Here is a 23,304-nt window from a genome sequence, read left to right on the forward strand (position 1 = left end):
CGCTAGCCGATGCTTCGATCTGGTTCGAGCGACAGCGTTGAAGCTAGATCTCCGCTCGCGAATGCCACTGCCACGCGGAGTCAATGATTGACTTGAAGTCATGCTGGGGACTCCAGCCCAATATCTTGCCAGCGACAGAATTATCGGCGACTAGTTCGGGAGGATCACCGTCTCGCCGTAAGGCACGCTCGATCGGTAGGGGCTTTCCGGATACGCTTTCCACTGCCTCGATGAGTTCTTTGACGCTGGTTCCTTTTCCGGTTCCCAAGTTGAGCGAAATGCTTTTGCCTCCCGATAGCAGATATTTTACTGCGCGAACGTGGGCGTCCGCCAGATCCATCACATGGACGTAATCGCGAATGCATGTGCCGTCCGAGGTGGGGTAGTCTGATCCAAATATTTTGAAGTGAGACCTCATGCCTTTGGCGGCCTCGATCGCCAGCGGAATTACGTGTGTTTCGGGATCGTGCCATTCTCCCAGGGCATTTTTTGGCTCCGCCCCGGCGGCATTGAAGTATCTGAGGCAAACCGATCTGAACTCCTTATACTTGCTGAGTTCTGCCAGTATCTGTTCGACAATCAGCTTGCTTCGGCCATAGGGGCTGATCGGAAGTTGTGGGTGCGATTCCGACATAGGAGTGTGAGCGGGGATGCCATAGGTTGCGCAGGTCGACGAAAAAACCAGCGCGTCGACGCCGGCACTGAGGGCGGCCGCCAGAAGTGTCAGTGATCCCGAGATGTTATTGTCAAAAAATGCGATGGGATTTGAGATTGAGTCGCTGACTTCGATTAGTCCTGCAAAGTGAATGATTGCCGCGGGACGATACGCAAGGAAAATTTCATCGAGGCGTCGTCGATCACGTACATCACCCTTTTCAAATGGCCCCCATCGCACAAATTCGAGGTGCCCGTTTGTGAGGTTGTCGAGGACGATCGGTGTAAAACCCTCACGGGACAAGGCCAAACAGGTGTGAGACCCGATATATCCGGCACCCCCAGTTACAAGGATGTTATGCATTGCTGGCTTCCTTCAAGGATCGGTCCTGCCGAACTGCAACAGCGCAGCGAGCTCGCGCCTGATAGGCGCGATCTTGGAAATTGGAGTCCCGGTGTTCGGCTAAAGCTGAAGCAGGACGAGCCCTACTGAAAATAGCAACCAAACCAAGGTTCCGAAAACAAGCTCAAAGGTCTCATCATCTAATGCCATTGCTTATGTCTTTTCGTGTATCCGGTTCATCGGTCAATTCATATCAGAAGCGGCTCGCCTTGGAAGATTGAGCGTGGCCAAGCTGCAAACTCAAACGATGCGACGCGCAGACGAGCGGTCGGCCTAACTGGTTCGACCAGGTTTTGATTGCAAGATGATTGTTCCAATCTGGCTAACCCAGACGCCGACGCAGCCACCCAGCGCTTTGACCATGGCATCGAGAATACGACCGTGACGGTCCGGCGTTAACAGTTGCATCGCTTCCAAACCGAATGAGGATCCAACAATTACAGCCGCAATCACCCATAGGCGCTTGGGATACCCCACTCCAAGAGCTAGTCCTGCCAATCCAAAGGCGACAAAATGCTCTAACTGAGCATTGTTAACAGCAACCACGGGGCGAGCTTCAATGGGTGATAATGTTGCATATGCGATAAATGCGAGTGTCAGCCAACCAATAATGCTCGATATCTGCCTAATCATCGAAGATAACTAGACTAAAATCACAGAGATCTCAACGCCTGCTTCTCTTCCAATACCCGGCGGCGTGACCTCGAAACATGCCTTAACCCAATTCCCCCCAAAATCGATCCGTTCGCAAAGACGGTCCCGATCGACGGATATCACTCGTCCAGAATCCAGATTCCCTTGGCATTTAGTGCTTCGATCAGCCGCTCAATATCTGCCTGGTTCGCTGTGGGCGGCACCAATTCGTCGATCTGCACAAATGTAATTTGCCCACTTTCCTGGGCGAGAATAACCATCTTTCGAACGATTTCCGACCAATCCATCTGCTCCCCTTGGACGAGGCAACCGAATTAAAGCGGCGGTCAGCAACAGTATTATCGGTGACACGAAGTTGAGGTCGCTTCCGCCACCCCGTCAATCTAAAGTCAATTGTGGCTGTCCCTACGATACGCGAAAGCTCGAGAGAATTACAGGGGCGGGCTGGAGTTTAATGACCGAGGCCGGAGCGTGCCCACAAGCGCTGCTCACGTTGCTGGGCGCAGACCAATCCGGCAGTGAATGCTGCCTGAGCGCCTTTCACGACTGCATAACATTCTTCGAACGGTTTATTTTCGTATGATGATATTGGCGCGTCTGGAGGTGGTTCTCGAATCTGCTTTCAACCTGCTCTATTGCGAGAGCTTCTTGTAAATCCATCGGCGGCCATCATGACGGCGCCAAACGCGACCCCAAGCTAGTCGCCCCGTAATCGTCCGCCGCGGCATGAGAACAGTCCAGACGTGCCAAGTGGTTGCCCATTCCGGCTTGGATCCGTTTACGATACGCAGCACGTCGTCCTGGCCAAAACTCATCTTCGATTCCACTAATCAGGCAAAACCGCAAAGCGTAATATGATCGTCTGACGGCCGTGCTGGGGCAGCGCCGTGCCGAGAAATTGTCTGTGACCTATCTTATCGTGTCGACCTGCCGTCGCCACCACTCTCGAATGTTAAGCTAAAGCGTTAAGCCTACCGGGCGGCCAGCTATGTCCGTCGAGAGAATGCAAGTTCTTCTGAGAAGAACAAGACGTTTGGTTAAAGGTCGAGACGGTCGGGCCTGTAACAAGCAGGCAGTGCAAGATCGATCGAGAAACAGCATGGACAAGTTGGCTGCAGGGCGGGCCAAATTGGACTGTTTTGAACTTGCCAAATCACCGCTTCGGAGAAAGCAGTTTCGGGACATCAAGCGAGTCTAGGTCCCTAAAAGCAGGCAGCGCGTCAGAGCTTTGTCTGATTCACAATGATAAGTCGGAAAATTGAGAAGAAGCCGCTTTTGAGCGGCTTCTTCTCTTTCGAGATCGGCTTGCGATTTCCCAGATGGCTTAAGCTGCTGCCTTGGATGGGCGGATTCGAAAATCTTCGATTCGCTTTCCCGACTTTAGCTGCGTGCTTAGCCAGCGCGGCCGTTTACCGCGTCCCGCCCACGTCTGTGTCGGTTCTTTTGGATTCCTGAATTTTGGAATAACCGGTGGGTATGGTCTTCGCTCAGGTGCGGGGGTTGACTGCTCTGGATGCGCCTTCCTGAGTGCATTCAGGCGCAGTTCAAGCATTTGCGTCTCTGCAGCCAACTTCTGCGCCAATTTTGCAGCGATGCTTTCGTGAAGCAACCACAGTCGGTCGGTTGATAGTGATTTAAGGTAAGCCTGCTTCATGAAGATCCCCAATCATGATTGCGAATGGAGCTGTCATGAAATATGTGCGGAGTGGTCAAATAAGGCCTCCGATGTGCAAATTTGAAGGCAGAATGTGGCGAGCATTGGTTTTGCGCGTTGCGTCGTTTTCCGACGCGGGGCGCTCTATGCGTCCAGCTGGTCGGTATCGCTACACCGGCGACTGCTCGCAGACTGTAGCCTGAAGGCGCAACTGTTTTTCAAGCATTTTGGAAACGGGTTTAATCCGTAATCCAGGGTCCGGTCCGCTTCTTCAAGTGCCGTTCAAAACACCACATGAAGCCAGCAAGCGTGACAAAGACGATAGCAAAAGCAAAGAACCAGAGCATACTGACCTCTTACCGGTCGTAAAGGCGCAGATCCGCCAAGCAGATGACCGTCCGAGATGTTGTCGCGGCCGACGCAGCGGGCGTCGCGGAACCTCCCGGCGCAAGAGAGGTAACGAATAACGGCTCCAAGGCCACAGGATTCGCACGTTAAGCTTGACGTGGCCGCAGGCCACTTCGAATCTGCAAGTTGATTGCCTGCGATGCACGTCAGATCGGCTACCCTAACCAAGGCGGGCCGCCTTCACGAGGGAAGCGACCTGAAGTTTGTCTTCATCGCGAACCATCGGGCCAGCGGCGCGACCATGCTATGCGATGGAGGTCCCGGTCTGTTTCCATGCCTGCCCGATCGCTCCGCGCCAGATCCCGAAGCGATGAAGCGGTTTGCCACGTCGACTTGATCGAACTTAGTCGCTATCCGCTACGTCCAGGCTTACTGCTTGCGATGACCGCAGCGCTGACGTGCGATCAACGCCAGGTCATCGAAACGTTGCTCGCAAAACCTGAGCGGGCCAGCAGCCGCGCCGCAGCTAATGCAGTCCCGCGCGGCGAAAACCTTCCAGATAATGCTCGCGATCGGCGTCAAGCTTCCACGGCAGTTGGGTCGCGATCCAGGCCAGCGAAATATTCGGCTGGGTCCGGCGCAATTCCGCCAACGCCGCCTTGGCGACGTCGATCTGACCGGCCATGCCGGCCGCGACCGTCAGCACGCGGTAGGCGCCGGTGAGATCGCCACGTTGCCGGGTCGCCTCACGCGCCAGCGTCATCGCTTCACTATAATTCTTTCCGACGAACTGGGCGTAGGCAGCGACGCCGTGATAGATCGCCGAAGACGGGTCGCGCGGGCTCTGGCGAATGGCGCGTTGCGCGGCGGCATAGGCGTCCTGCCAGCGACCGCTATAGCACAGCGCCAAAGCGTAGTAGCCTTGCGCCAGCGAGAAATTGGGGTTGAGCTGCAGCGCCCGTTCAAACTCGGACAGCGAATCGTCGAGCCGCCGGGTCGAGAAATAGACGCTGCCGAGCGCGGTATGCGCCCAGGCGTCCTCGCTGTCGGCCGAGACGGCCGCCAACGCCGCCCGCTCGGCGGTGGGCGCGGCGGATGCGATATCGGTCCATCCCAGATGCACGCCGAACATCTGGTTGGTCGCGATCAAGGCCTGCGCCTGACCGTAGTTCGGATCGATCGCGATCGCGTTTTCCAGCAAGGCCTGCGCGGCGGCACTGTCCGTTCGCGTTACCCGCCAGTGATGCGACAGCGCCCGCATCACCAGATCCCAGGCGTCCACGTTGTTCGGGGGCTTGCGCCGGCTGCGAAAATTTTCCGCGGCATAGATCTGCGGCTCGATCGCCATCACGATGGCGTCGGTGATCTCGTCCTGCACGGCAAACACGTCGGTCAGGTTGCGGTCGTAATGCTCCGCCCAGATGTGGCTGCCGGTCGCGGTGTCGTTGAGCTGCGCGGTGATGCGTACCCGATCGCCGCTCTTTCGCACGCTGCCCTCGACGACGTAGCGCACGCCGAGTTCGGCGGCGATCTGCCGCATGTGCACCGCCTTGCCCTTGTAGGTGAACGACGAGTTGCGCGCGATCACGAAGAACCAGCGCAATTTCGACAGCGCGGTGATGATGTCCTCGCTGATGCCGTCGGAAAAATATTCCTGTTCCTGGTCGTCGCTCATGTTGTCGAACGGTAGTACGGCGATCGCCGGCCGGTCCGGCAGCGCTAACACCGGCCGCGGCTGTGCGGCGCCTTCCTGCAGTGCGGCGGCGGGCGGACCGCCGTCCGAATGCTTGTTCACGGCGCCGACGAAGCGAAGGCCCTTGCGTGGAAAGGTCCGGATCAGCTTCTGCTCCTTGCCGTTGTCGCCGACGGCGTTTCGGGCGGCGTTGATGCGGCTGTCGAGCGTCGAATCCGACACGATCCGGCCGCCCCACACCAGCGCAATGAGATCGTCCCTGCTGACGACCTGATCGCGGTGTTTCAAGAGATGGACGAGCAGATCGAACACCTGCGGCTGCGTCGCGACCAGCTCGCTGCCGCGCCGCAACTCGCGACGGCTGGTATCGAGGGTGTGATTATCAAAGCTGAATGTCACGTGCGTCATCGTATCTTTCTCAGGAAATAATCAAGTCAACCTCAAGCAACAGGCAAAGTCTTCCGGTCGTGTATCCCGCATAAACCGGGAGTTGCGATCCAATTGCCTGCAGCGGAGACATTTTTATGGCCGAAATCCACGCTCTTGGCCCGGCGGCGCCGGGAAATCGAATGCTCAAATTGACTGCATTTCTATTCGGCGCTGTGGCCTATCTCACATTTCTCTTCACGATTCTGTACGCCATCGGCTTCGTCGCGGGCCTTGTCGTGCCGAAAGCCATCGATACCGGCGCGAAATCGACCGTATTTGAAGCGCTCGCGATCAACCTCGCGCTGATGTCGTTGTTTGCCGTCCAACACAGCGTGATGGCGCGCAAATCCTTTAAACAATGGTGGACGCGGTTTATTCCCAAGCCGGTCGAGCGCAGCACCTATGTGCTGCTCGCAAGCCTGACGCTGCTCCTGCTGTTCTGGCAGTGGCGTCCGATGCCGGCGGTGATCTGGCACGTCGAGGAGCCGGAAATGGCCGCGGTGATTAGCGGATTGTCGTTCGTCGGCTGGGTGATCGTTTTCACCAGCACCTTCCTGATCAATCACTTCGAATTGTTCGGATTGCATCAGGTTGCCAACCATCTTGCCGGGCGGGAGATGTCGCCGCCGGTGTTCCGGACGCCGCTGCTCTACAATTTCGTGCGGCATCCGATTTACCTCGGCTTCATCATCGCGTTCTGGGCGGCGCCGACGATGACCGCGGGACACCTGCTGTTTGCGGCGGTGACCACGGCCTACATCTTCGTCGGAATTCTGCTAGAAGAACGCGATCTCACCGCGATGTTCGGTGACGACTACCGCCGTTACCGGGAGCGGGTTTCGATGCTGCTGCCGTGGCGGAAACTGATCTGAAAGGCTCTCAAATTGTCCCTAGGGAGATATGAAATCATGAAACATACTGGAAGCTGCTTTTGCGGCGCGGTCGAAGTGCAGGTCTCCGGTTCGCCGGAAGGCATGGGCTACTGCCACTGCCAGTCGTGCCGGTCGTGGTCCGGCGGGCCTGTGAATGCCTTTACCCTGTGGAAGCCGGAAGCGGTGCAGGTTACGTCCGGCGCGCAGCACGTTGCGACGTTCGAGAAGACGTCGATGAGTCAGCGCAAGTACTGCGCGAAGTGCGGCGGTCATCTGATGACCAATCATCCGACGCTCGGACTGGTCGACGTATTCGCGGCCACGCTTCCGACGCTGGCCTTTACGCCCGGCGTCCACGTCAATTATGCCGAGACGGTGCTGCCGATGCGCGACGGTCTGCCTAAACTGAAGGATTTTCCTGCAGAGCTTGGTGGCTCCGGCGAAATGGTTACCGAATAGGACCGGGTTCGCCGGCAACGGCGCGGCGAGCATTGACCGCTGCGCACTTATCGACGATCCGCACCGCCCGACTGCCTGGATAGACCCAGGGGTCGGGCGGCGGTGTTTTGGAGCGAACCTCACGGTTTGGCCCGGCGGCTGGCTGGGGCGGAGCGGTAAGTCGCGCGCCCGGTTTCGAGAGCTATGTCAGCGGCAACTCCCGCCCTGCAAAATCGGGGTTTGGCGTTGTCCGCAGGCTTCCGCTAAAAGGCCGGGAAGCCGTATTTGCGGCGCTGGCCGCCAGTTTCGCCATGCAAAACAATAAGAGGAAATGCCCGAAATGACTGCAGGACCGCAATTGCCCGAGCGAACGCCGCGCGCAAAGGGCGAACCGACCGCCCTGGATGGTCTGCTGGTCGTCGACTTTACCCGCGTCGTTGCCGGTCCGGCCTGTACGCAAACGCTGGCCGATTTTGGCGCTGAGGTGATCAAGATCGAAAACCCGGACGGGGGCGACGATACCCGCCACTACGAGCACGCGGAAATCGGCGGCGAGAGCGCGGCCTTTATCAGTCTCAATCGCAACAAGCGCGGCATTGCGCTCGATTTCACCAACCCGGCAGCGCTGGAGCTGGCGCGCCAGCTGATCGCGAAAGCCGATGTGGTGGTGGAGAATTTCTCCGGCGGCGTGATGAAGAAATACGGGCTCGACTACGCCTCGGTTGCGCCGACCAATCCGCGCCTGATCTATTGCTCGATCTCGGCCTATGGCCGCAAAGGCGAGTTCGCCCTGCGCCCGGGCTTCGACCCGATCACGCAAGCCGAAAGCGGCTTCATGTCGCTCAATGGCTTTCCGGATGGTGAGCCGGTCCGTACCGGATCGCCGATCGTCGACATGGCGACCGGCATGTCGGCCTGCAACGCGATCCTGCTGGCGTTGATTGCCCGCGACCGGCTCGGCCGTGGCCAGCAGGTCGAGGTCGCACTGATCGACACCGCCGTGGCGTTGACCGGTTTTTACGGCATGGCCTATCTGATCAGCGGCGAAAACCCGGGCCGTTTCGGCAATTCGCCGAACGGCTCGCCCACCGTTGGCGTTTACCAGGCATCCGACGGGCCGCTCTACATGGCCTGCGCCAATGATCGGCTCTACCGCCGTCTGGTGACGGACGTGCTCGATCGCCCCGACCTCGTCACCGATCCGGAATTCGCCCATCGGAAGAACCGAACCGCCAACAGGGAAAAGCTGCGGGGCATCATTGCCGGCATTTTTGCCAGCGACACGCTCGAGCACTGGATGGCGAAGATGAAAAAGGCCAACATTCCCGTCGGCTATCTCCGGACCGTGGAACAAGGCTTCAACTCGCCGGAAGTGCGCGGTCGCGATCGCCTCAGCCAGATCCCGCATCCGACCGCGGGTTCGGTGCCGAACATCGAGACGCCGCTGCATATGAGCTTGACGCCGTCGATCGATCCCGTGGCAGCGCCGCTGCTCGGTGAGCACACCAGGGAAGTGCTGCGCAACACCCTCGGCTACGACGACCGCAGTATCGCTGCTTTGGCCGAGGCGGGGGCTTTCGGCAAGGCCGGAAATACCGACTGAGCAGAAGCGATTTGCAGGCGAGGTAGGGGCAGTCAGACTCCGCCGAGCCTGCGCAACCATATTTTTTCCCGTTGAAGGGCGGCCGCGGTGCGGGGGGCGCGCGGTCACGAAGTTCCCTTGTGTTAGTCCTTAAAATGCGCCGAACTCTGACGTTTTTGGCCACAATCGAAATCGACGCTGGCGCCATGAAAACGCTGGCCTTCATCACGGTTCTTGCGCTGCTCACGATTTCCGGGGCGGCCTATACCGACCAGCTTTTCATGACCGATCAGCGCACGACACAAGGGGCGAACTGAATTCGCGCCTGAAGCACCTTGGGGACGACATTCATGCTTTCGATTGACCAATTTCTGCGGTTCATCAGCGTACCGGCCGTGATGGCGGCCTTCCTGATCGCTTCCCAGGTTTCGGGAGCGGGAATTTTCCACTCCTCGCCGATGCACTTCGCCAGCGAATAGCAGCCCTTCGTTCTCGCACCGGAATAACCCGTTCAAAGCAGTAGCTTTTCCCGTTTCTGCGGCTAATGTGCCGCCAAAACGGGAGAGAAACAGCATGAACGACGGGACCCCCATCCGGCCGACGAGAAATGTCGAGCTCGGTGCCAGTGGCGAAGAATTCCAGAACCTCCACGAATTCGTCAACAAGGCGCGCGCCCGGCTGAACCAGAACGCCTGGGACTACATCGTCGGCGCCTCGGAGACCGAGACGACCATGCGGCGCAACCGGATGGCGCTCGACGAGATCGCGTTCCGGCCGCGGGTTCTGCGCAATGTTGCCAAGGTCGACGCTTCCACTGAGGTCTTCGGCCGCAAATTGCGCATCCCGGTCATGATTGCGCCGGTCGGTGCTCTGGAAATCTTCGATCCTGCCTCTGGCGCCGCCGTGGCGCGCGGAGCCGGTCATTTCGGCGCCGCCCATATGCTGAGTTCAGTTTCCGAGCCGGGACTTGAGGCGACCGCAAAGGCTGCGCCCGACGCGTTGCGCATCTACCAGCTTTATGTCCGCGGCGACGATGCCTTTGTCGAGGACGTCGTCAGCCGCACCATCGAAAATGGTTATGCGGCGTTCTGCCTGACCGTCGACACCGCGCATTACAGCCGGCGCGAACGCGATATCGCCAAGCGCTATGTCCGCGAAAGCCGGATCCGCGCCACCGGCGGCGATTTCCAGAAGGGACTGGAATGGCGCACCGTCAAGCTGATCAAGGACAAGTATAAAATCCCGCTCGTGCTCAAGGGCATTGCCACCGCGGAGGATGCGAAGATCGCGGTCGATCACGGCGTGGACTGGATTTATGTGTCGAACCATGGCGGACGCCAGCTCGACCACGGCCGCGGTTCGATGCATGTTCTGCCGGAAATCGTCGACGCCGTCGCCGGCCGCGCCAAGATCATGGTCGATGGTTCGATCTGCCGCGGTACCGACATTGTAAAGGCGATCGCCTCCGGTGCCGATCTAGTCGGCATCGGCCGCCTGCAGTGCTGGGCGCTCGCTGCCGCCGGCGAGGCCGGCATCGTGCGAATGCTGGAGCTGCTGGAAGATGAAATGATCCGGTGCCTCGGGTTGCTCGGCCTCACCAGCCTCGGTGAGCTGAACAAATCCTGCCTGCATGCGGCGACGCCGACCAATCCGCCTGATGTGCTCAGCGCTTTCCCGTTGCTGGATATCGAACCCTATCGGTACTGAGGACGGCAAGTACCGGAGATCGGTCGGGACGGTGGCTTCATGTGAAGCCGCCGCCTCTCAGGACGCCGAGCGGAATCCGGTCACTCCCGCCGTAATATCATGTGCGTACCAGAAGACGCCGCAGCGAAGACAAAATCTGATCCAAATGTTCCAATAGCTGAAGCGAATGGTGGACAATCCCTTCGCTGAACTCAGCCTTGAAAGAGCTATCGGACTTCGCTGGACGCTGCGAGACATTCAGGCCCGCCGGCTGAAGATGTCGCCCGTCAGCGACGAGGATCTGCGCGTCCTGACCGAGTTCGGCATGATCGAGGTTCGCGACGAGGGGCCGGTGCTGACAGAGGCAGGGACCGCCGTATTGAACGGGTAGCGGTCCGGTTCGCGCCCAAACAAACGACCGGCGCCCGGTTCTGATTCAATCTGAACCGAAAGGCCTCTAGCGTGCTTTCAGAAAGCTCTCCCCGGAGTCACAGGGCGCGCACCGATAGGTCAGCACGTCATAGGTCTGATCGCGCGGCTCGATCGTGGCCAGTCGCATCTGCGCGCCGCACTTGATGCACGGCATCTCTATGCTGGTCTGAAATCGCGTGCAGGTCGGTGTCGGTCGGAAAGCTTGCAGCATCCTATCTCCATGTCCCAAGAGAGACGTAACAAGAGACGCAACGCCACCGACAGTTGAGCCCTAGCCCCGAATCACTATGCCACACTGTTGACTCGATTGGAATCAGGCGGGACGCCCGTATGGTTACGGGCGCTGCAGGAAATAATTCCTTGGTGCCGGAGGCTGCTGGCTGCCTCATGGCGGCCCCCCTTTGGACCATTACGGCGGCAGACGCGGCCCGGAATTATGCTAGCCTCCTAAAGGCGACATTGGAGAAGTGATCATGATCGAACCGAAAATCGAAGTTCCGGCCGAACTGCGCGATCTGGCCGAAAAAACCATTGATCAGGCAGAAAAGGCGTTTGGCATGTTCTTCGATGCCGCCGGCAAGTCGATGACCTCGATGCCGGGTGCGGGCACGGAGATTTCAAAGCAGGCGCTGTCCTTCACCGAGCAGAACATGAAGGCTGCGTTTGACCACGCCCGGAAACTGGTTCATGCGACCGACCTCCAGGAAGCGATGCGGATCCAGTCGGAATTCCTGCGGAGCCAGTTCACCAACGCCGGCGAGCACATGCGGCAGATCACCGGCGGCGTGATGTCGGCCGCAAAGGATGTGACGAAAATCAAACTCTGAGAGCTAGCGCCGTCGCGCGATTGCCACACCGAACAGGAAGGCGACGAACAAGCTCGCAAGCGGTGCTTCGCGGGTAATTGCGCTGACGGTGGAGAGCGGCTTTCCAGGCTGGCGCGCCGTGGCGATCGCCTCGCCGAGGCGATTGACTGCGGCCTGAAGCGCGGCGGACACTTCGGTAATCGTGCGTGACACGTCGGTCGCGGTGTCGATGGCCCGTTCCGCCATGCCGGGTTCCGACGGCCCTGATGATTCGATGTTCACGTTCCTGCTCGCTGAATTGGTTCGCATCTGCGGAAGGCCGTCAAATGACGGCATCATCCAGCAATTCCCGAGAGCGAATTTTGTTCCCTGGCAGCACCCCCGCCCGACGTTCTTTGAGCGGAACCTTCGTCGTCGACGGGATTTGGTGTTCAGAGGAAATCAACCCTGGACCTAAAATGACGAACGATAAATCGAGAGAAAATCATTCGAAGCGGAGAGGCGGGATGCCGCTGCTGGTCGCGATCGCGATCGCTGTTCTGGGCGTGCTCGGAATTCTGATCGTCGATCACGGATCATGGAACAAACCCAAGGTCCAAACCGCTGCGATGGCGCACTACGGCACCACCGGTGAGGCCGCGCGCGCCGTCGGCGCGACCGTCGTGCCGACCGAACCGAAGTCGCAACTGGAGCCGGATGCCCCCGGGCCAAAGCCGGTTCATCCCGCCAATCCGCAGACGCCTTAAGCTTGCAGTCTGCCGTTCTGCGCCGCCGGGTCGGGCGACCGGAGGGCAGCGTCCATTCTCATGTGAACGCGACGCGCGGCCATGTAGACCAGCTTTGTCCTCGTCATATCACCGATCCGGAATCGCCAGTGCCAGATGTCGGGTTCGCTGGAGGCCGCAACGCTGTATTCGATGCCTCTGTAGATCACGAGCCATCTCGCGTTGGGTCAATCCTTACGAAGGACGATTCTTTTTAGCTGCAGGCAATCCGGGCAATTACGAGAAGGGGCGTCACCCCCGGCATGATCCCTATGCCCGCCCTATGCAAAGCCGACGGCAAGCCGGTACTGCGGCGTTTGACACGTCGGGCAAACCAGGGGCATAGCGGCATCATCGCGAAAATTCGAAAAAGGCAGTGTCGGCCGCGTCAGCGGACGCTGACGAACGCGCCCCAGCATGCAGCCAGACCGGCCCCGGTGAGGACGAGCAGCGGGTTGTCGCAGAACGGGCTGCCGTACTGGCACATCGTGACACCCAGCAAGCCGATCTCATGATGGCTTGCCGCATAGAACAGGCCCGACAGGATTGCGAGCACGGTAGCAACGAAAAACATCGATGGCCTCCTTGCGCTCTGGTGGGCGCCCGGTTTTCCAACCGGCGTCCAAATGATTTCGCCTGAATGTCGATCGGCCGAACCAAATCACATCGCGCTTGACGCGTCGGGCAAATCAGGGGCATATCGACATCATCGCAGATATCGTAAAGCCCGCGCTGGGAAACCGGCCGCGGGTTTTTCGTTTGCGCCAAATCATTGGCTAAAGAAGTTTCAATCTGTCGAAGCCGTTTCGTTGCATTTTCAGCAATTTGTTGACGGCTCGAAAATAGTTTGACACGTCGGGCAAATCAGGGGCAAAACGACACCATCACAGAATTCATAAAGCCCGCGCGGAGAAATCCGCCGCGGGCTTTTTCTATGCCTTTTCCCGAATCGGACGGCGGTCGCTTATCGCGACGCCATGTCTCCCAACGCCTGTCGCACGGGCGTCGCCAGCGTGCCGCCGTCCGAGCCTCAACTATCAGCGTTATTGGCCGGCATGCGCGAACGTGCCGGCGCGCGGCGTGGGCCTGAAATCCACGGGCGCACGCGGCCCCGGTGGGGATAGGGTTCGCGCCCGAAATGATCAGCCTTGCGATCATGCCGCACACTTTATTTCAAGCGAGAAGCCAATGACCGCGTACCTGATATCGCTCGCGCTTGTCGGATTGATTGTCATCGCGGTCTGGGAGAGTTGTTCGTGAGTGCCGAGATCATTCGACCCATGCCGAGGCCCGGACACGGCGAGCCGACGGATTTTCCGGCCATTGCCTACCGCACCGTGGTCCCAGCTATCGCCACGGATCCGCGTACCCCGCCGGACGGTATCGATCCGGAGCCCCGCATCCTCAATACTGAGGATCGTACATCTTCGAATGAATGAACGCCGCCATGTCGTTCGGAGCGTGTCCGGTCGCAAGACCGCTATTGTAGGCGACGACGGCGACCGCCTCGGCGATGCGAGCGGAGACTTCACGGATCCGCGGCAGCGCCGGATAAAGGCTGCCTTGCGCCAGGTCTTCCTGGCTGACGAGCTGCGCCAGCGCGTGGGCAGCAACCATGAACATTTCGTCGGTGACCAGCCTTGCCCCGCACGCCGTTGCGCCAAGGCCAACCCCGGGGAAGATGTAGGAATTGTTGCCCTGGCGCGGCACGAACGTCTTGCCGTCGAGCTTTACCGGATCAAACGGGCTGCCGCATGCGAATAGCGCGCGACCGCCGGTGTGGCGATAGGCCTCCTCGGCGGAGCATTCCGCCTTCGAGGTCGGATTGGAAAGTGCAAACACGATCGGCCGCTCGTTGAGCCCGGCCATGGTCTGCAGCACTTCGGGCGTGAACGCGCCGCCGACCGCCGCGACGCCGATGATCGCGGTGGGCTTGAGCGTATTGATGGCGGCGAGGAAATGCTCGATCGGCGCCTGGTCGTGCGCATAGCGAAGCTTGTGCTCGGTGAGGCCGGCGCGATCCTTGACGACGAGGCCGCGCGAATCCACCAGCCAGTTGCGCCTGACGGCCTCCGCTTCGGTCAGACCTTCGGCCATCATGGCTGAGACGATGAGGTCGGCGATCCCTGTTGCGGCTTCTCCCGCGCCGAGGAAAAGCACGGTCTGGTCCGCGAGCTTGCCGCCGGTGACCCGTAACGCCGAGAACAGGCCGGCGAGCGCAACCGCGGCCGTGCCCTGGATGTCGTCGTTGAAGACCGGAATGATGTCGCGGTATTTGTGCAGCAGACGGAAGGCCGAGTGATTGGCGAAATCCTCGAACTGGATCATGACGCCGGGAAACGTCTCGCGCGCCGCGGTGACGAATTCGTCGACGAATTCATCATAGGCAGCACCACTCAGGCGCCGCTGGCGCATGCCGATATAATAGGGATCGTTCAGCAACGCCTCGTTATTGGTGCCGACATCAAGCACCACCGGCAAGCAGAGCTCCGGATGAATGCCGGCGCAGGCGGAATAGAGCGACAGCTTGCCGACCGGAATGCCCATGCCATTGGCGCCGAGGTCGCCGAGGCCCAGGATGCGCTCGCCGTCGGTGACGACGATGAGTTTGGTCGAATAGGGCCAGTTGGCCAAAAGCTCGGCGATGCGGCCGCGATCGCAGGCTGCGATGAACAGGCCGCGCGGCCGCTGGAAGATATAGCCGAAGCGCTGGCAGGCGAGACCTACCGTCGGGGTGTAGATCAGCGGCTGGATTTCGTCGATGTTGTCGCACACGACGCGGAAGAACAGGGCTTCGTTGCGGTCGTGCAACTCGTTGAGCGCCACGTATTTGGCAAGGTCATTGGGCAATTCGCGCAAATTAGCCATCACGCGCTCGACCTGGGTCTGCATCGAAAATACGTGCGCGGGCAGGAAACCGCGCAATCCGAGCGCGTCCCGTTCCTGCTCGGTGAATGCCGTGCCCTTGTTGAGCAGCGGATCGCGCAACAGCGCCAGGCCGCGCGGCATTTCGGAAGGCTGAGGGCGGGGATTCGCGCGGGCCGGCACGTTCATCGTATTCCTCCAAAAGCCGCGCGATTGGCCGGCTCGTATTGTTGGTCGTTCTAAAGCAGAGAACGCGGATCCGGATCAAGGCCGAAGAAAGAGCATCTCTTCGCGCGAAGGCATCGAACGACGTTTCGATCCTAGCATCTTTCGGACTCGCCGCGATGCCCGACATGACATCATAGTGCACTGCAAAAAATCGAAGCTGACGGGCCGGTGTCGCCGCACTCTAACGGATGAAAATGCGTTGCCATGACCAAATCCGTCTCCGCTATCCGCTCGCTGGCCCCGGCACGCACAGTTTCGACAACGTCGCGAGGATCATCCAGCGATAGCCTCGGCGAAATCAAAAGCATCGTTCTTGCGGTCTTGGCGGAACAACGTGAGGGCGCCCTCGCAATCCCTGACGAAACGATGGTCAAGACCGTCGTGGCCATTCTCACGTCGTTCGGCATCTACGACGATGACTGTAAGGAAATGCGGGCTGATTTCCAACACCTGCGGCGTTGGCGCAAGAGCGTGGAACAGGTGCAGAGTTACACATTTAAGGTGGTTATCACTTTGATAGTCACGGGCTTCGTCGGGGCGGTCTGGCTCGGGATCAAGGCGACACTCGGCAAATGATTCTGCGTCATTTGACTCGTCTTGACATCGGATAGCCGGAACTGGTGCCGAACTTGAGGCCGGCCGGTCCGTCCTCGGAATATCCTCTGGCCCGGTAAAATCGGCGCGCAGTTTCGGTGCTCTCGAGTCGGCACATTGTATTGCCATGTTCGACTGCACGCTTTTCGAGTGCTGCGAGGAGCGTCGTGCTTATGCCACTGAACCGCGCATCAGGTGAGACATAGTTGAGCGTGATCTCTCCATCGTCGTTTACGCAGCCGACGCCCAAGATGCGATGATCGTCGACGGCCACCAGAATCGAATTCCCGGGCCGGATCCATGACCGGAATATTTCGGGCGCCTTGTTGCTCAGCCATCGCCCCAGAATGACGGGGTCGTTGCCGTGATCGGGGGCGCAGAGCTCGGTAATGGAGCGTCGCATCACCTCGCACGCAGCCGAGGCGTCTTCCGGGACAGCGTCACGAATTCTCATCGATGGCTCGTCGGCTTAGTAGGCTCAAACAACAACATGTCAGCTCTGTAGAATCTCGCCAATGTACCGAATTCGTGAGGTTGATGGGCAGGACGATGACGTTGTGGATACACTCACCGAACTTCATCGCCTGACATTCTTCAACACGGCTTCCGTCCCGGCGTTTGATTACAGCCATTGGTGGCTCGCGCTTCACGGGACCGAACCGGTGGCTTTTGCCGGGGTTATCGCTTCTACCCATGCCTGCAATGCAGGCTATTTTTGTCGGGTAGGGGTGTTGAGGAAACATGGCGGGAACCGAATTCGGCTACGATTGATGCGAGCCTTGGAGGCACGCGCCCGGCTCAACGGCCGATATTCGGTCGTCTCGGACACGACTGATAATCTGCCATCCGCCAACAACTTTATCTGCGCAGGCTACGGGCTCTACCGGCCGCAGCGTCCATGGGCCTGGCCTCATACACTGTATTGGCGCAAATCGATCAATTAGCGGCCCATTTGTACCGCGTCTCGCACATGATCGTTCTATTCGCCCGGTGGCCTGACGGCCGCCGGGCTCGTTTTGAGGAACTGCACGCGGGCGCGGGTGTCGGCGGCCTGCCAAGCCGTCTCTTTTGACGCTGACCCTAGCCGAGGTGCGGTGGATTATGCTTTGATGTGGGTGGGCTGATGCCTGAACAACAAGCCGTGCAAAACGGCGACCGGCGTTCATTCCGCCGGCGGAAATCAAGGGAGGCGTGCCTTGGCAAGCTCCAGCCGTACCATGCTGGCCAAGATCTGGGACCAGCATGTCATCGCACGACTAAGCGATGATACTGACCTGCTCCATGTCGACCGTCATTTGTTGCACGATCTGGGTGGCTCGCGAGGGCTCCTGGACCTCAAGAGCCGGGGTCTTTCCGTTCACAACCCGGAACTCACCTTTGCAACGCCCGATCACGCCATTTCGACGGCGCGTGGTCGTGCCGGCACCATCAAGATCGGGTTGGAATTGCTGGCCGCCCTGCGGGTCGAGACTTCAGCCAGCGGCATCCGGATGTTCGACATCGACGAGCCCGGGCAAGGTATCGTTCACGTCATCGGGCCCGAGTTGGGGCTCAGCCTGCCGGGTTGCGTCATTGTGTGTGGCGACAGTCATACCTGCACCCATGGCGGGCTAGGGGCGCTGGCATTTGGCATCGGCTCAAGTGAGCTCACGCATGTGTTGGCGACGCAGGCGCTGATTCAGCGCCGGCCGAAAACCATGCGCGTGAAGTTTGAGGGCAAGCTGTCGCTTGGCGTTACTGCCAAAGATCTGATCCTCGCTCTGATAGGTCACATCGGCGCCGCGGGCGGTACCGGGTATGCCGTCGAATATGCCGGCAGCGCCATCCGCGAGATGCCGGTTGAGGGGCGACTCACGATCTGCAACTTGTCGATCGAGCTCGGCGCCAAGATGGGAATGGTGGCGCCGGACGAGAAAACCTTTGAGTACCTACGCGGGCGTCCCTATGCGCCCGAGGGCGAGATGTGGGATCAGGCGGTCAACGCCTGGCGCGAACTTCCGAGCGATTCCGACGCCAGCTTCGATCAGGAGGTCCTGATCGACGTCACCAAAATCATCCCGCAGGTGACCTGGGGGATCAGCCCGGAGCACGTTATCGGCGTCGATGGCCGCATTCCCGATCCCCAGGAAATTGCTGATCCAGCGCGCCGCGCCGCGTTTGAGGCCGCACTCGATTATATGGGGTTGCAAGCGGGCGCGGCGATTGCCGGCACGCCGGTCGACTGGGTCTTCATCGGCTCCTGCACCAATAGTCGCCTGAGCGACCTGCGGGCGGCCGCTGAGGTTGCGCGGGGCCGAAAGGTTGCGCCGGGTGTGCGGGCCTGGATTGTGCCGGGCTCCGAGACGGTCAAGCGCGACGCAGTGGCTGAGGGCCTTGACAAGGTTTTCCTCGATGCTGGCTTCGAATGGCGCGAGCCCGGGTGCTCGATGTGCCTTGCGGCGAATGGCGAGACGGTGGCGCCGGGGCAGCGCTCGGTCTCCACGTCCAATCGCAATTTTGTCGGCCGTCAGGGACCGCGCGCCAGGACCCATCTGGCGAGCCCGGCGACGGCCGCCGCCGCTGCGATTGCGGGCGCCATTGCCGACGTGCGGACGATGGAGCGCTGACATGCCAAAATCCTTCAACAAGCTGACGGCGATTGCAGCCCCGATCATGCGCAGCAACATCGATACCGATGTCATTATCCGGATCGAGCGGCTGGTCGGAAACTCCATTCGCGGAACGCTCGGTAAATGGGCGTTCGGCGCGCTGCGTTATCTGCCTGACGGTTCCGAAAACCCCGAATTCATCCTGAACCGGGAGCCCTACCGGCGGGCGGAAATCCTCATCACCGGACCGAATTTCGGTTGTGGTTCCTCCCGCGAAGGAGCGGTGTGGTCCCTGCAGGAGATGGGTATCCGCGCCGTCATCGGCTCGAGCTTCGGCGATATCTTCTTCGCCAACTGCTTCCAGAACGGCATTCTACCGATCATCGTCGACAAGGCCACCGTCGATGGCCTCGCGGCTGAGATCGAGATCACGCAAGGCGCGGGACGCGTCGGCATCGATCTCGAGGAGCAGACGATTATCTCGCCGACCGGAAAGCAGCTGCGTTTCGAGATCGATCCGCGCCGGCGTGATGGCCTGCTGCAGGGGCTCGACGAAGTCGCCTTGACGCTGCAGCGCGACGAAGAAATCCGGGCCTTCCAGGTCTCCGACCGCGCCGCGCGGCCATGGATCCATTTTGCAGGGAAATCGGCATGAATACGCGTTCCAATATGGTCAAGGTCGCCGTGGTCGGTGGCGAGGGCATCGGCCCCGAGGTGACGGCTCAGTCGCAGCGTATCCTCAACTGGTTTGCCGCCAAGCGTGGCGTTCCCATGACGTTGCGCGAGGCGCAATATGGCATCATTCCCTATCTTGCGACGGGCAAGGTGCTGCCTGACGATACGGTCGAGGCGATGGAAGAGGCCGACGCGATTGTGTGGGGGGCGACCGGCGGTCCCGAAACCAAGGAGGTGCCAGCGGCTGCGCGCAAGGCGGGCAGCTTGTTGGGACTACGAAGCAAATACGATCTCTACGCCAATTTGAGGCCGATCGTTGCCAACCCGGCCCTGGCCGATTCTGCCCCGCTGAAGGCGCATGTGCTGAAGGGCGTCGATTTCGTCATCATCCGCGAGCTGACGAGCGGCATCTATTTCGGCGAGCCACGTGGCATCGAAATGCTGGCCGATGGGCAGCGCCGCGGCTTCAACACCGAGCAATATACCACCAACCAGATCCGCCGCGTGGCGCGGTCGGCTTTCGAACTGGCACGGACGCGCAGGAGCAAGGTCTGCTCGGTCGACAAGGCCAACGTGCTTGAGACCAGCGTGTTGTGGCGCGAGGAGGTTATCGCCCTGCACAGGGAAGAGTTTTCCGACGTCGACCTCACCCATCTCTACGTCGACAATGCCGCGATGCAGATCGTCCGCGAACCGGCACAGTTCGACGTGATGGTGACCGGCAACATTTTCGGCGACATCCTGTCCGATTGCGCGGCAATGGCGTCGGGCTCGCTCGGCATGCTGCCATCGGCATCATTGGGGCCGGTCGACAAGTTTGGCCGCCGCAAGGCGCTGTACGAGCCGGTCCACGGTAGCGCCCCGGACATCGCGGGCAAGGGTATCGCCAATCCGCTGGGCTCGATCCTCAGCATCGCGATGATGTTGCGCATGACGCTAAATCGACCCGAGGATGCCGATTTGCTCGAGAAGGCCGTTGATGCCGCGTTGGCGACAGGCGCCCGGACCGCAGACATCGCCGAGCCGGGCGCGAAAAAGCTTTCCACGACGGAAATGGGGGATGCGGTCCTCAGCGCCCTGGAGAAGATCGCCGCCAAGGAGAAGGAGCGAGCGTGATGGCCTACGTCTCAAGACGTTCTGCGCTGACGATCATTGCGGGCGGCACAGCTTCCTTGGCTGCGGGAAGGGCGCGGGCTGAAGATAGACCGGGGCGCGTGATCTATCCCGTCGCAGTGCCGGTCTATCAGACGCAATTCATTGCCGACCGGATCGGGTATTTCAAGGAGGCCGGCCTCGACTGCAAACTGGTTCAGGGCGGCAGCGGCGTCAAGACGCGAGAGATCATCGCTTCGTCGCAGGGCGATATCGGCATCGGGGATATCACCCATCCGATGCAGCTCAGCAACCACGGCCGCGCAGGACGGGTGCTGATGCCGGTCGATACTCGTTCCAGCTCGGTGATGTTCATTATCCGAAAGGATTTGTTCGACCAGGGCATTAATACGCTAGAAGCGTTGACCGCCTGGAAACGGCCGGATGGCCGCAAGCCGATCGTCTCGGTCTCGTCGCTGGGCGGCACCAACCATGTCTGGGCCTCCTATTATATGGAGACGATGGGGCTTGACCAGAAAGTGACGTGGATCGGGACCGGCAATGTCGAGACCATGCTGGGGTCGCTGAAGACCAAACAGGTCGATGTGCTCGTGAGTTCGCTATCGCTGCTGAATGACTCGAAAGAGCAGGGCTGGGGCGCTCTGCTATTCGACGGAACGGACGAGACGATCTGGAACAAATATATCGGCGGCAAGGTACCGGTGACGTCGCATTTCACGCTGCAGTCGACGATCGACAAGGACCCGGCCAAGATGCAGGCCTTCGTTACGGCGCTCTGGCGGGCGACGCAGTGGGTCAAGACCCATACGCCAGAGCAAATCTACGATGCGATCGAACCCTATGTCGGCAGCACCTCGCGGGCGGCCAATATCCTTGAGATCACGGCGCTGCAAAAAGTTTCCGACTACGAAGCCACGATCGATGCGGCCGGCTTCGCGCGGGGCGAAAAGGTCTGGTTTCGGGAAATGACCGGCATCAAACCGCTCACGATTGCCGAGGTCGTCAGCCCCACTTTTGTTGAAGTGGCGAGAAAGGCCTATCCCGCTTGAACGCACCGACGCGATCGCCGACGCCTCCTGCCCGGACCAGCGACGCCGATCGCATCGACGTCAAAGGGCTGAGCAAATCGTTCCAGCTCGCCGGCACCTCGATCGAGGCCGTGCGCGATGTTTCCTTCAGTGTACGGCGCGGCGAGTTCGTGGCATTGCTGGGGCCATCTGGATCCGGCAAGAGCACGGTTCTCAACATGATAGCGACCTTGGTGAAGCCGAGTAGCGGTCAGATCCTGATCGATGGCAAGCCGGTTATCGCCGGCAAGGCGACGCCCGGTGTTGGCTATGTCTTTCAGCGCGATACGCTGTTTCCATGGCGCACCGTCGCCGACAATATCGGCTATGGCTTGCAACTGGCGGGAGTCGGGGATGCCGAGCGCAAGGAACGGGTCGCCACCTGCCTTGCGCAGGCCGGCTTGCAGGGGTTCGGAGACGCCTATCCGTCGGCCCTGTCCGGCGGCATGCGTCAACGAGCGGCGCTGATGCGCACGCTCGTGGTTGAACCGCAGGTTCTGCTGATGGACGAGCCATTCGGCGCGCTCGACACCCACACCAAGATCGATATGCATGAAGTCCTGCTGAGGATCTGGGATCGCGAGCAGCAAACCGTCCTGTTCGTGACACATGATCTCGGCGAAGCCTTGACGCTGGCTGACCGCATCATCCTGTTCTCGGCGCGTCCGGGCCAGATCAAGGACATGTTCGACGTGGACTTCGCGCGGCCGCGGGATGCGGTCAAGGTTCGCGAGACACCGCGCTATGCAGAATTATTCCAGCACATCTGGCATTCGCTCGGGGAAGAATTCATCAAGGGGCGCAGCCGATGAGGACGCCACGGCACCGGGCAAATACGCTTTCGTGGCAGATCGCGATTTGCGTTACCGTGCTTTCGATCTGGCAGTGGGGCTACGATCTGCATGCCCGATTTCCGTCGCTGGTTCCGGATCTGCTCGATCCTTATTTTGTGTCGAAACCCTCTGAAATCTTCGAGCACTTTCTGATCCTGAGCTGCCTGAAATCCAAAATGGGCGTCTTCAATGGCTGGTTCAATGGCGACTTTGCCAAGTGCATGGTGCGGAATGAAAACAATCTATGGGTCGCAACCGCGATCACGCTAAAGAACACATTCTTCGGGTTTATCATCGGCGTGTCGTCGGGTTTCGCGGTGGGTCTGCTGCTGGGGCGGTCGGATCGGCTCAGCGACATCTTCCAGCCCTTCATTACCGCCGTAAATTCCATCCCCCGCATCGCGCTCGCGCCGATCATCGTCTTGGCGTTCGGGATCGGTGATACGTCGAAGATCGTGACATCCTGGATCGTGGTCGTGTTCCTGGTGTTCTTCAACACGTTTGAGGGCGCGCGCTCGATCGATGAGGGCTTCGTCAGCGCCGCGCGGCTGTTGGGCGCCAGCGAATGGCAGATCACACGGACAGTCGTGATTCCGTCGACCATGGCATGGGTGTTTGCCTCGCTGTCCCCGGCGATATCCTTTGCGTTGATCGGGGTCATCGTCGGCGAATTCATCGGGGCTGAGCGCGGTATTGGCCGGCTGATCATCGAGTCGGAGGCGCGAGCGGAAGCTTCCGGGATGATGGTTGCCGTTATCGTACTGATGCTGGTTGGCGTTGCGCTGTCGGCGGTCATCTGGCGCTTGCAGGCATACCTGTTGCGCTGGCAGCAACATAATATGGCGGAGTAGCCATGTTCGCCGCGTGCCTTGATCATTGGTGACCAGACGATAGACTGGCCAAGCTCGACCGCATCAAAATGCCCA

General features: G+C 59.9%; 26 protein-coding genes. 15 read left to right on the plus strand and 11 right to left on the minus strand.

What is annotated here, in order from left to right; translation table 11 throughout:
- Positions 1-43: 43 nt before the first annotated feature.
- The 5 genes from galE to BLR13_RS29545 all read right to left on the minus strand — a co-directional run bounded on the left by galE (position 44) and on the right by BLR13_RS29545 (position 5,805).
- On the minus strand, positions 44-1,018 hold the full coding sequence (gene galE, locus BLR13_RS29525) for a UDP-glucose 4-epimerase GalE (protein ID WP_074816522.1): 975 nt from the start codon (positions 1,016-1,018) through the stop codon (positions 44-46).
- Between the two features lie 312 nt (positions 1,019-1,330).
- Positions 1,331-1,690: a VanZ family protein gene (locus BLR13_RS40660; protein ID WP_074816518.1), complete on the minus strand. Its 360-nt coding sequence runs from the start codon at positions 1,688-1,690 to the stop codon at positions 1,331-1,333.
- A 140-nt stretch (positions 1,691-1,830) separates the two neighbouring features.
- Entirely contained in the window at positions 1,831-1,998 is a 168-nt protein-coding gene (locus BLR13_RS29530) for an RNA polymerase sigma factor region1.1 domain-containing protein (RefSeq protein WP_074816515.1), read from the minus strand.
- 1,037 nt (positions 1,999-3,035) lie between these two features.
- Positions 3,036-3,365 (minus strand): H-NS family nucleoid-associated regulatory protein, encoded by a 330-nt coding sequence (locus BLR13_RS29540; protein WP_083387691.1) that lies wholly within the window; start codon positions 3,363-3,365, stop codon positions 3,036-3,038.
- 874 nt (positions 3,366-4,239) lie between these two features.
- Positions 4,240-5,805: a winged helix-turn-helix domain-containing tetratricopeptide repeat protein gene (locus BLR13_RS29545; RefSeq protein WP_074830962.1), complete on the minus strand. Its 1,566-nt coding sequence runs from the start codon at positions 5,803-5,805 to the stop codon at positions 4,240-4,242.
- A gap of 170 nt (positions 5,806-5,975) precedes the next feature.
- Here BLR13_RS29545 and mddA point away from each other — a divergent pair, with 170 nt between their 5' ends.
- From mddA to BLR13_RS29560, 3 genes are all read left to right on the plus strand, one after another.
- Positions 5,976-6,707, plus strand: a complete 732-nt coding sequence (mddA, locus tag BLR13_RS29550; protein WP_433994236.1) for a methanethiol S-methyltransferase — start codon at positions 5,976-5,978, stop codon at positions 6,705-6,707.
- A gap of 36 nt (positions 6,708-6,743) precedes the next feature.
- Entirely contained in the window at positions 6,744-7,166 is a 423-nt protein-coding gene (locus tag BLR13_RS29555) for a GFA family protein (protein ID WP_074816504.1), read from the plus strand.
- Positions 7,167-7,485: 319 nt separating this feature from the next.
- A complete protein-coding gene (locus BLR13_RS29560; RefSeq protein ID WP_074830960.1) occupies positions 7,486-8,748 on the plus strand; it encodes a CaiB/BaiF CoA transferase family protein in 1,263 nt (420 codons plus the stop codon).
- Positions 8,749-8,870: 122 nt separating this feature from the next.
- On the opposite strand, the gene BLR13_RS41175 is transcribed toward BLR13_RS29560, so the two are convergent.
- Positions 8,871-9,302 carry a hypothetical protein gene (locus BLR13_RS41175; RefSeq protein WP_172805573.1) on the minus strand — a complete coding sequence of 144 codons (432 nt, stop codon included), beginning with the start codon at positions 9,300-9,302 and terminating at the stop codon, positions 8,871-8,873.
- On the opposite strand from BLR13_RS41175, the gene BLR13_RS29565 reads away from it, so the two are divergent.
- Both BLR13_RS29565 and BLR13_RS29570 read left to right on the plus strand, forming a co-directional pair.
- Positions 9,301-10,434, plus strand: a complete 1,134-nt coding sequence (locus BLR13_RS29565) for an alpha-hydroxy acid oxidase (RefSeq protein WP_074816501.1) — start codon at positions 9,301-9,303, stop codon at positions 10,432-10,434. The genes BLR13_RS41175 and BLR13_RS29565 overlap by 2 nt on opposite strands.
- 166 nt (positions 10,435-10,600) lie before the next feature.
- Positions 10,601-10,804, plus strand: a complete 204-nt coding sequence (locus BLR13_RS29570) for a hypothetical protein (RefSeq protein ID WP_074816499.1) — start codon at positions 10,601-10,603, stop codon at positions 10,802-10,804.
- A gap of 66 nt (positions 10,805-10,870) precedes the next feature.
- Here BLR13_RS29570 and BLR13_RS40665 read toward each other — a convergent pair whose 3' ends face one another.
- Positions 10,871-11,056, minus strand: a complete 186-nt coding sequence (locus BLR13_RS40665; RefSeq protein WP_143039601.1) for a hypothetical protein — start codon at positions 11,054-11,056, stop codon at positions 10,871-10,873.
- Positions 11,057-11,318: 262 nt separating this feature from the next.
- Between BLR13_RS40665 and BLR13_RS29575 the strand changes: the two genes are divergently transcribed.
- Positions 11,319-11,672, plus strand: coding sequence for a phasin (locus tag BLR13_RS29575; protein WP_074830959.1), 354 nt, complete (start codon positions 11,319-11,321; stop codon positions 11,670-11,672).
- A 3-nt stretch (positions 11,673-11,675) separates the two neighbouring features.
- Here BLR13_RS29575 and BLR13_RS29580 read toward each other — a convergent pair whose 3' ends face one another.
- Positions 11,676-11,897 carry a hypothetical protein gene (locus tag BLR13_RS29580; protein WP_244524963.1) on the minus strand — a complete coding sequence of 74 codons (222 nt, stop codon included), beginning with the start codon at positions 11,895-11,897 and terminating at the stop codon, positions 11,676-11,678.
- Positions 11,898-12,157: 260 nt separating this feature from the next.
- Between BLR13_RS29580 and BLR13_RS29585 the strand changes: the two genes are divergently transcribed.
- Positions 12,158-12,397, plus strand: coding sequence for a hypothetical protein (locus BLR13_RS29585; protein WP_244524964.1), 240 nt, complete (start codon positions 12,158-12,160; stop codon positions 12,395-12,397).
- Positions 12,398-12,803: 406 nt separating this feature from the next.
- Here the strand turns inward: BLR13_RS29585 and BLR13_RS29595 are convergent, their stop codons facing one another.
- Together BLR13_RS29595 and BLR13_RS29600 are read right to left on the minus strand one after the other, a co-directional pair.
- Positions 12,804-12,989, minus strand: a complete 186-nt coding sequence (locus BLR13_RS29595; protein ID WP_074816494.1) for a hypothetical protein — start codon at positions 12,987-12,989, stop codon at positions 12,804-12,806.
- Positions 12,990-13,819: 830 nt separating this feature from the next.
- The gene (locus tag BLR13_RS29600) at positions 13,820-15,412 is read right to left on the minus strand and encodes an NAD-dependent malic enzyme (protein ID WP_074830955.1); all 1,593 of its coding nucleotides are present in this window, start codon (positions 15,410-15,412) and stop codon (positions 13,820-13,822) included.
- A 300-nt stretch (positions 15,413-15,712) separates the two neighbouring features.
- Between BLR13_RS29600 and BLR13_RS29605 the strand changes: the two genes are divergently transcribed.
- Positions 15,713-16,084, plus strand: coding sequence for a hypothetical protein (locus BLR13_RS29605; protein WP_244549396.1), 372 nt, complete (start codon positions 15,713-15,715; stop codon positions 16,082-16,084).
- A 7-nt stretch (positions 16,085-16,091) separates the two neighbouring features.
- On the opposite strand, the gene BLR13_RS29610 is transcribed toward BLR13_RS29605, so the two are convergent.
- Positions 16,092-16,556, minus strand: a complete 465-nt coding sequence (locus BLR13_RS29610) for a GNAT family N-acetyltransferase (protein ID WP_074816492.1) — start codon at positions 16,554-16,556, stop codon at positions 16,092-16,094.
- A gap of 61 nt (positions 16,557-16,617) precedes the next feature.
- On the opposite strand from BLR13_RS29610, the gene BLR13_RS29615 reads away from it, so the two are divergent.
- The 7 genes from BLR13_RS29615 to BLR13_RS29645 all read left to right on the plus strand — a co-directional run bounded on the left by BLR13_RS29615 (position 16,618) and on the right by BLR13_RS29645 (position 23,229).
- Entirely contained in the window at positions 16,618-17,046 is a 429-nt protein-coding gene (locus BLR13_RS29615; protein ID WP_074816489.1) for a GNAT family N-acetyltransferase, read from the plus strand.
- Between the two features lie 273 nt (positions 17,047-17,319).
- Positions 17,320-18,708, plus strand: a complete 1,389-nt coding sequence (gene leuC / locus BLR13_RS29620) for a 3-isopropylmalate dehydratase large subunit (protein WP_091977635.1) — start codon at positions 17,320-17,322, stop codon at positions 18,706-18,708.
- Position 18,709: 1 nt separating this feature from the next.
- Positions 18,710-19,345, plus strand: a complete 636-nt coding sequence (gene leuD / locus BLR13_RS29625) for a 3-isopropylmalate dehydratase small subunit (RefSeq protein ID WP_074816483.1) — start codon at positions 18,710-18,712, stop codon at positions 19,343-19,345.
- Positions 19,342-20,481 carry a 3-isopropylmalate dehydrogenase gene (leuB, locus tag BLR13_RS29630; RefSeq protein ID WP_074816480.1) on the plus strand — a complete coding sequence of 380 codons (1,140 nt, stop codon included), beginning with the start codon at positions 19,342-19,344 and terminating at the stop codon, positions 20,479-20,481. Before leuD ends, leuB begins: the two co-directional genes overlap by 4 nt.
- Positions 20,481-21,527, plus strand: coding sequence for an ABC transporter substrate-binding protein (locus BLR13_RS29635; protein WP_074816478.1), 1,047 nt, complete (start codon positions 20,481-20,483; stop codon positions 21,525-21,527). Before leuB ends, BLR13_RS29635 begins: the two co-directional genes overlap by 1 nt.
- Positions 21,524-22,357 carry an ABC transporter ATP-binding protein gene (locus BLR13_RS29640; RefSeq protein WP_074816475.1) on the plus strand — a complete coding sequence of 278 codons (834 nt, stop codon included), beginning with the start codon at positions 21,524-21,526 and terminating at the stop codon, positions 22,355-22,357. Before BLR13_RS29635 ends, BLR13_RS29640 begins: the two co-directional genes overlap by 4 nt.
- Positions 22,354-23,229 carry an ABC transporter permease gene (locus tag BLR13_RS29645; protein ID WP_074816473.1) on the plus strand — a complete coding sequence of 292 codons (876 nt, stop codon included), beginning with the start codon at positions 22,354-22,356 and terminating at the stop codon, positions 23,227-23,229. The genes BLR13_RS29640 and BLR13_RS29645 overlap by 4 nt, the downstream gene beginning before the upstream one ends.
- Positions 23,230-23,304: the final 75 nt, after the last annotated feature.

Source organism: Bradyrhizobium ottawaense (assembly GCF_900099825.1).
In the GTDB taxonomy this organism is placed as follows: Bacteria; Pseudomonadota; Alphaproteobacteria; order Rhizobiales; family Xanthobacteraceae; genus Bradyrhizobium; species Bradyrhizobium ottawaense_A.

Excerpts from the sequence above, each read along its gene's own strand:
- galE (WP_074816522.1), bottom strand. The coding sequence starts at position 1,018 with ATGCATAACATCCTTGTAACTGGGGGTGCCGGATATATCGGGTCTCAC.
- BLR13_RS40660 (WP_074816518.1), bottom strand. The coding sequence starts at position 1,690 with ATGATTAGGCAGATATCGAGCATTATTGGTTGGCTGACACTCGCATTT.
- BLR13_RS29530 (WP_074816515.1), bottom strand. The coding sequence starts at position 1,998 with ATGGATTGGTCGGAAATCGTTCGAAAGATGGTTATTCTCGCCCAGGAA.
- BLR13_RS29540 (WP_083387691.1), bottom strand. The coding sequence starts at position 3,365 with ATGAAGCAGGCTTACCTTAAATCACTATCAACCGACCGACTGTGGTTG.
- mddA (WP_433994236.1), top strand. The coding sequence starts at position 5,976 with ATGCTCAAATTGACTGCATTTCTATTCGGCGCTGTGGCCTATCTCACA.
- BLR13_RS29555 (WP_074816504.1), top strand. The coding sequence starts at position 6,744 with ATGAAACATACTGGAAGCTGCTTTTGCGGCGCGGTCGAAGTGCAGGTC.
- BLR13_RS29560 (WP_074830960.1), top strand. The coding sequence starts at position 7,486 with ATGACTGCAGGACCGCAATTGCCCGAGCGAACGCCGCGCGCAAAGGGC.
- BLR13_RS29565 (WP_074816501.1), top strand. The coding sequence starts at position 9,301 with ATGAACGACGGGACCCCCATCCGGCCGACGAGAAATGTCGAGCTCGGT.
- BLR13_RS41175 (WP_172805573.1), bottom strand. The coding sequence starts at position 9,302 with ATGCTGTTTCTCTCCCGTTTTGGCGGCACATTAGCCGCAGAAACGGGA.
- BLR13_RS29570 (WP_074816499.1), top strand. The coding sequence starts at position 10,601 with ATGGTGGACAATCCCTTCGCTGAACTCAGCCTTGAAAGAGCTATCGGA.
- BLR13_RS40665 (WP_143039601.1), bottom strand. The coding sequence starts at position 11,056 with ATGCTGCAAGCTTTCCGACCGACACCGACCTGCACGCGATTTCAGACC.
- BLR13_RS29575 (WP_074830959.1), top strand. The coding sequence starts at position 11,319 with ATGATCGAACCGAAAATCGAAGTTCCGGCCGAACTGCGCGATCTGGCC.
- BLR13_RS29580 (WP_244524963.1), bottom strand. The coding sequence starts at position 11,897 with ATGGCGGAACGGGCCATCGACACCGCGACCGACGTGTCACGCACGATT.
- BLR13_RS29585 (WP_244524964.1), top strand. The coding sequence starts at position 12,158 with ATGCCGCTGCTGGTCGCGATCGCGATCGCTGTTCTGGGCGTGCTCGGA.
- BLR13_RS29595 (WP_074816494.1), bottom strand. The coding sequence starts at position 12,989 with ATGTTTTTCGTTGCTACCGTGCTCGCAATCCTGTCGGGCCTGTTCTAT.
- BLR13_RS29605 (WP_244549396.1), top strand. The coding sequence starts at position 15,713 with ATGACCAAATCCGTCTCCGCTATCCGCTCGCTGGCCCCGGCACGCACA.
- BLR13_RS29610 (WP_074816492.1), bottom strand. The coding sequence starts at position 16,556 with ATGAGAATTCGTGACGCTGTCCCGGAAGACGCCTCGGCTGCGTGCGAG.
- BLR13_RS29615 (WP_074816489.1), top strand. The coding sequence starts at position 16,618 with ATGTACCGAATTCGTGAGGTTGATGGGCAGGACGATGACGTTGTGGAT.
- leuC (WP_091977635.1), top strand. The coding sequence starts at position 17,320 with ATGCTGGCCAAGATCTGGGACCAGCATGTCATCGCACGACTAAGCGAT.
- leuD (WP_074816483.1), top strand. The coding sequence starts at position 18,710 with ATGCCAAAATCCTTCAACAAGCTGACGGCGATTGCAGCCCCGATCATG.
- leuB (WP_074816480.1), top strand. The coding sequence starts at position 19,342 with ATGAATACGCGTTCCAATATGGTCAAGGTCGCCGTGGTCGGTGGCGAG.
- BLR13_RS29635 (WP_074816478.1), top strand. The coding sequence starts at position 20,481 with ATGGCCTACGTCTCAAGACGTTCTGCGCTGACGATCATTGCGGGCGGC.
- BLR13_RS29645 (WP_074816473.1), top strand. The coding sequence starts at position 22,354 with ATGAGGACGCCACGGCACCGGGCAAATACGCTTTCGTGGCAGATCGCG.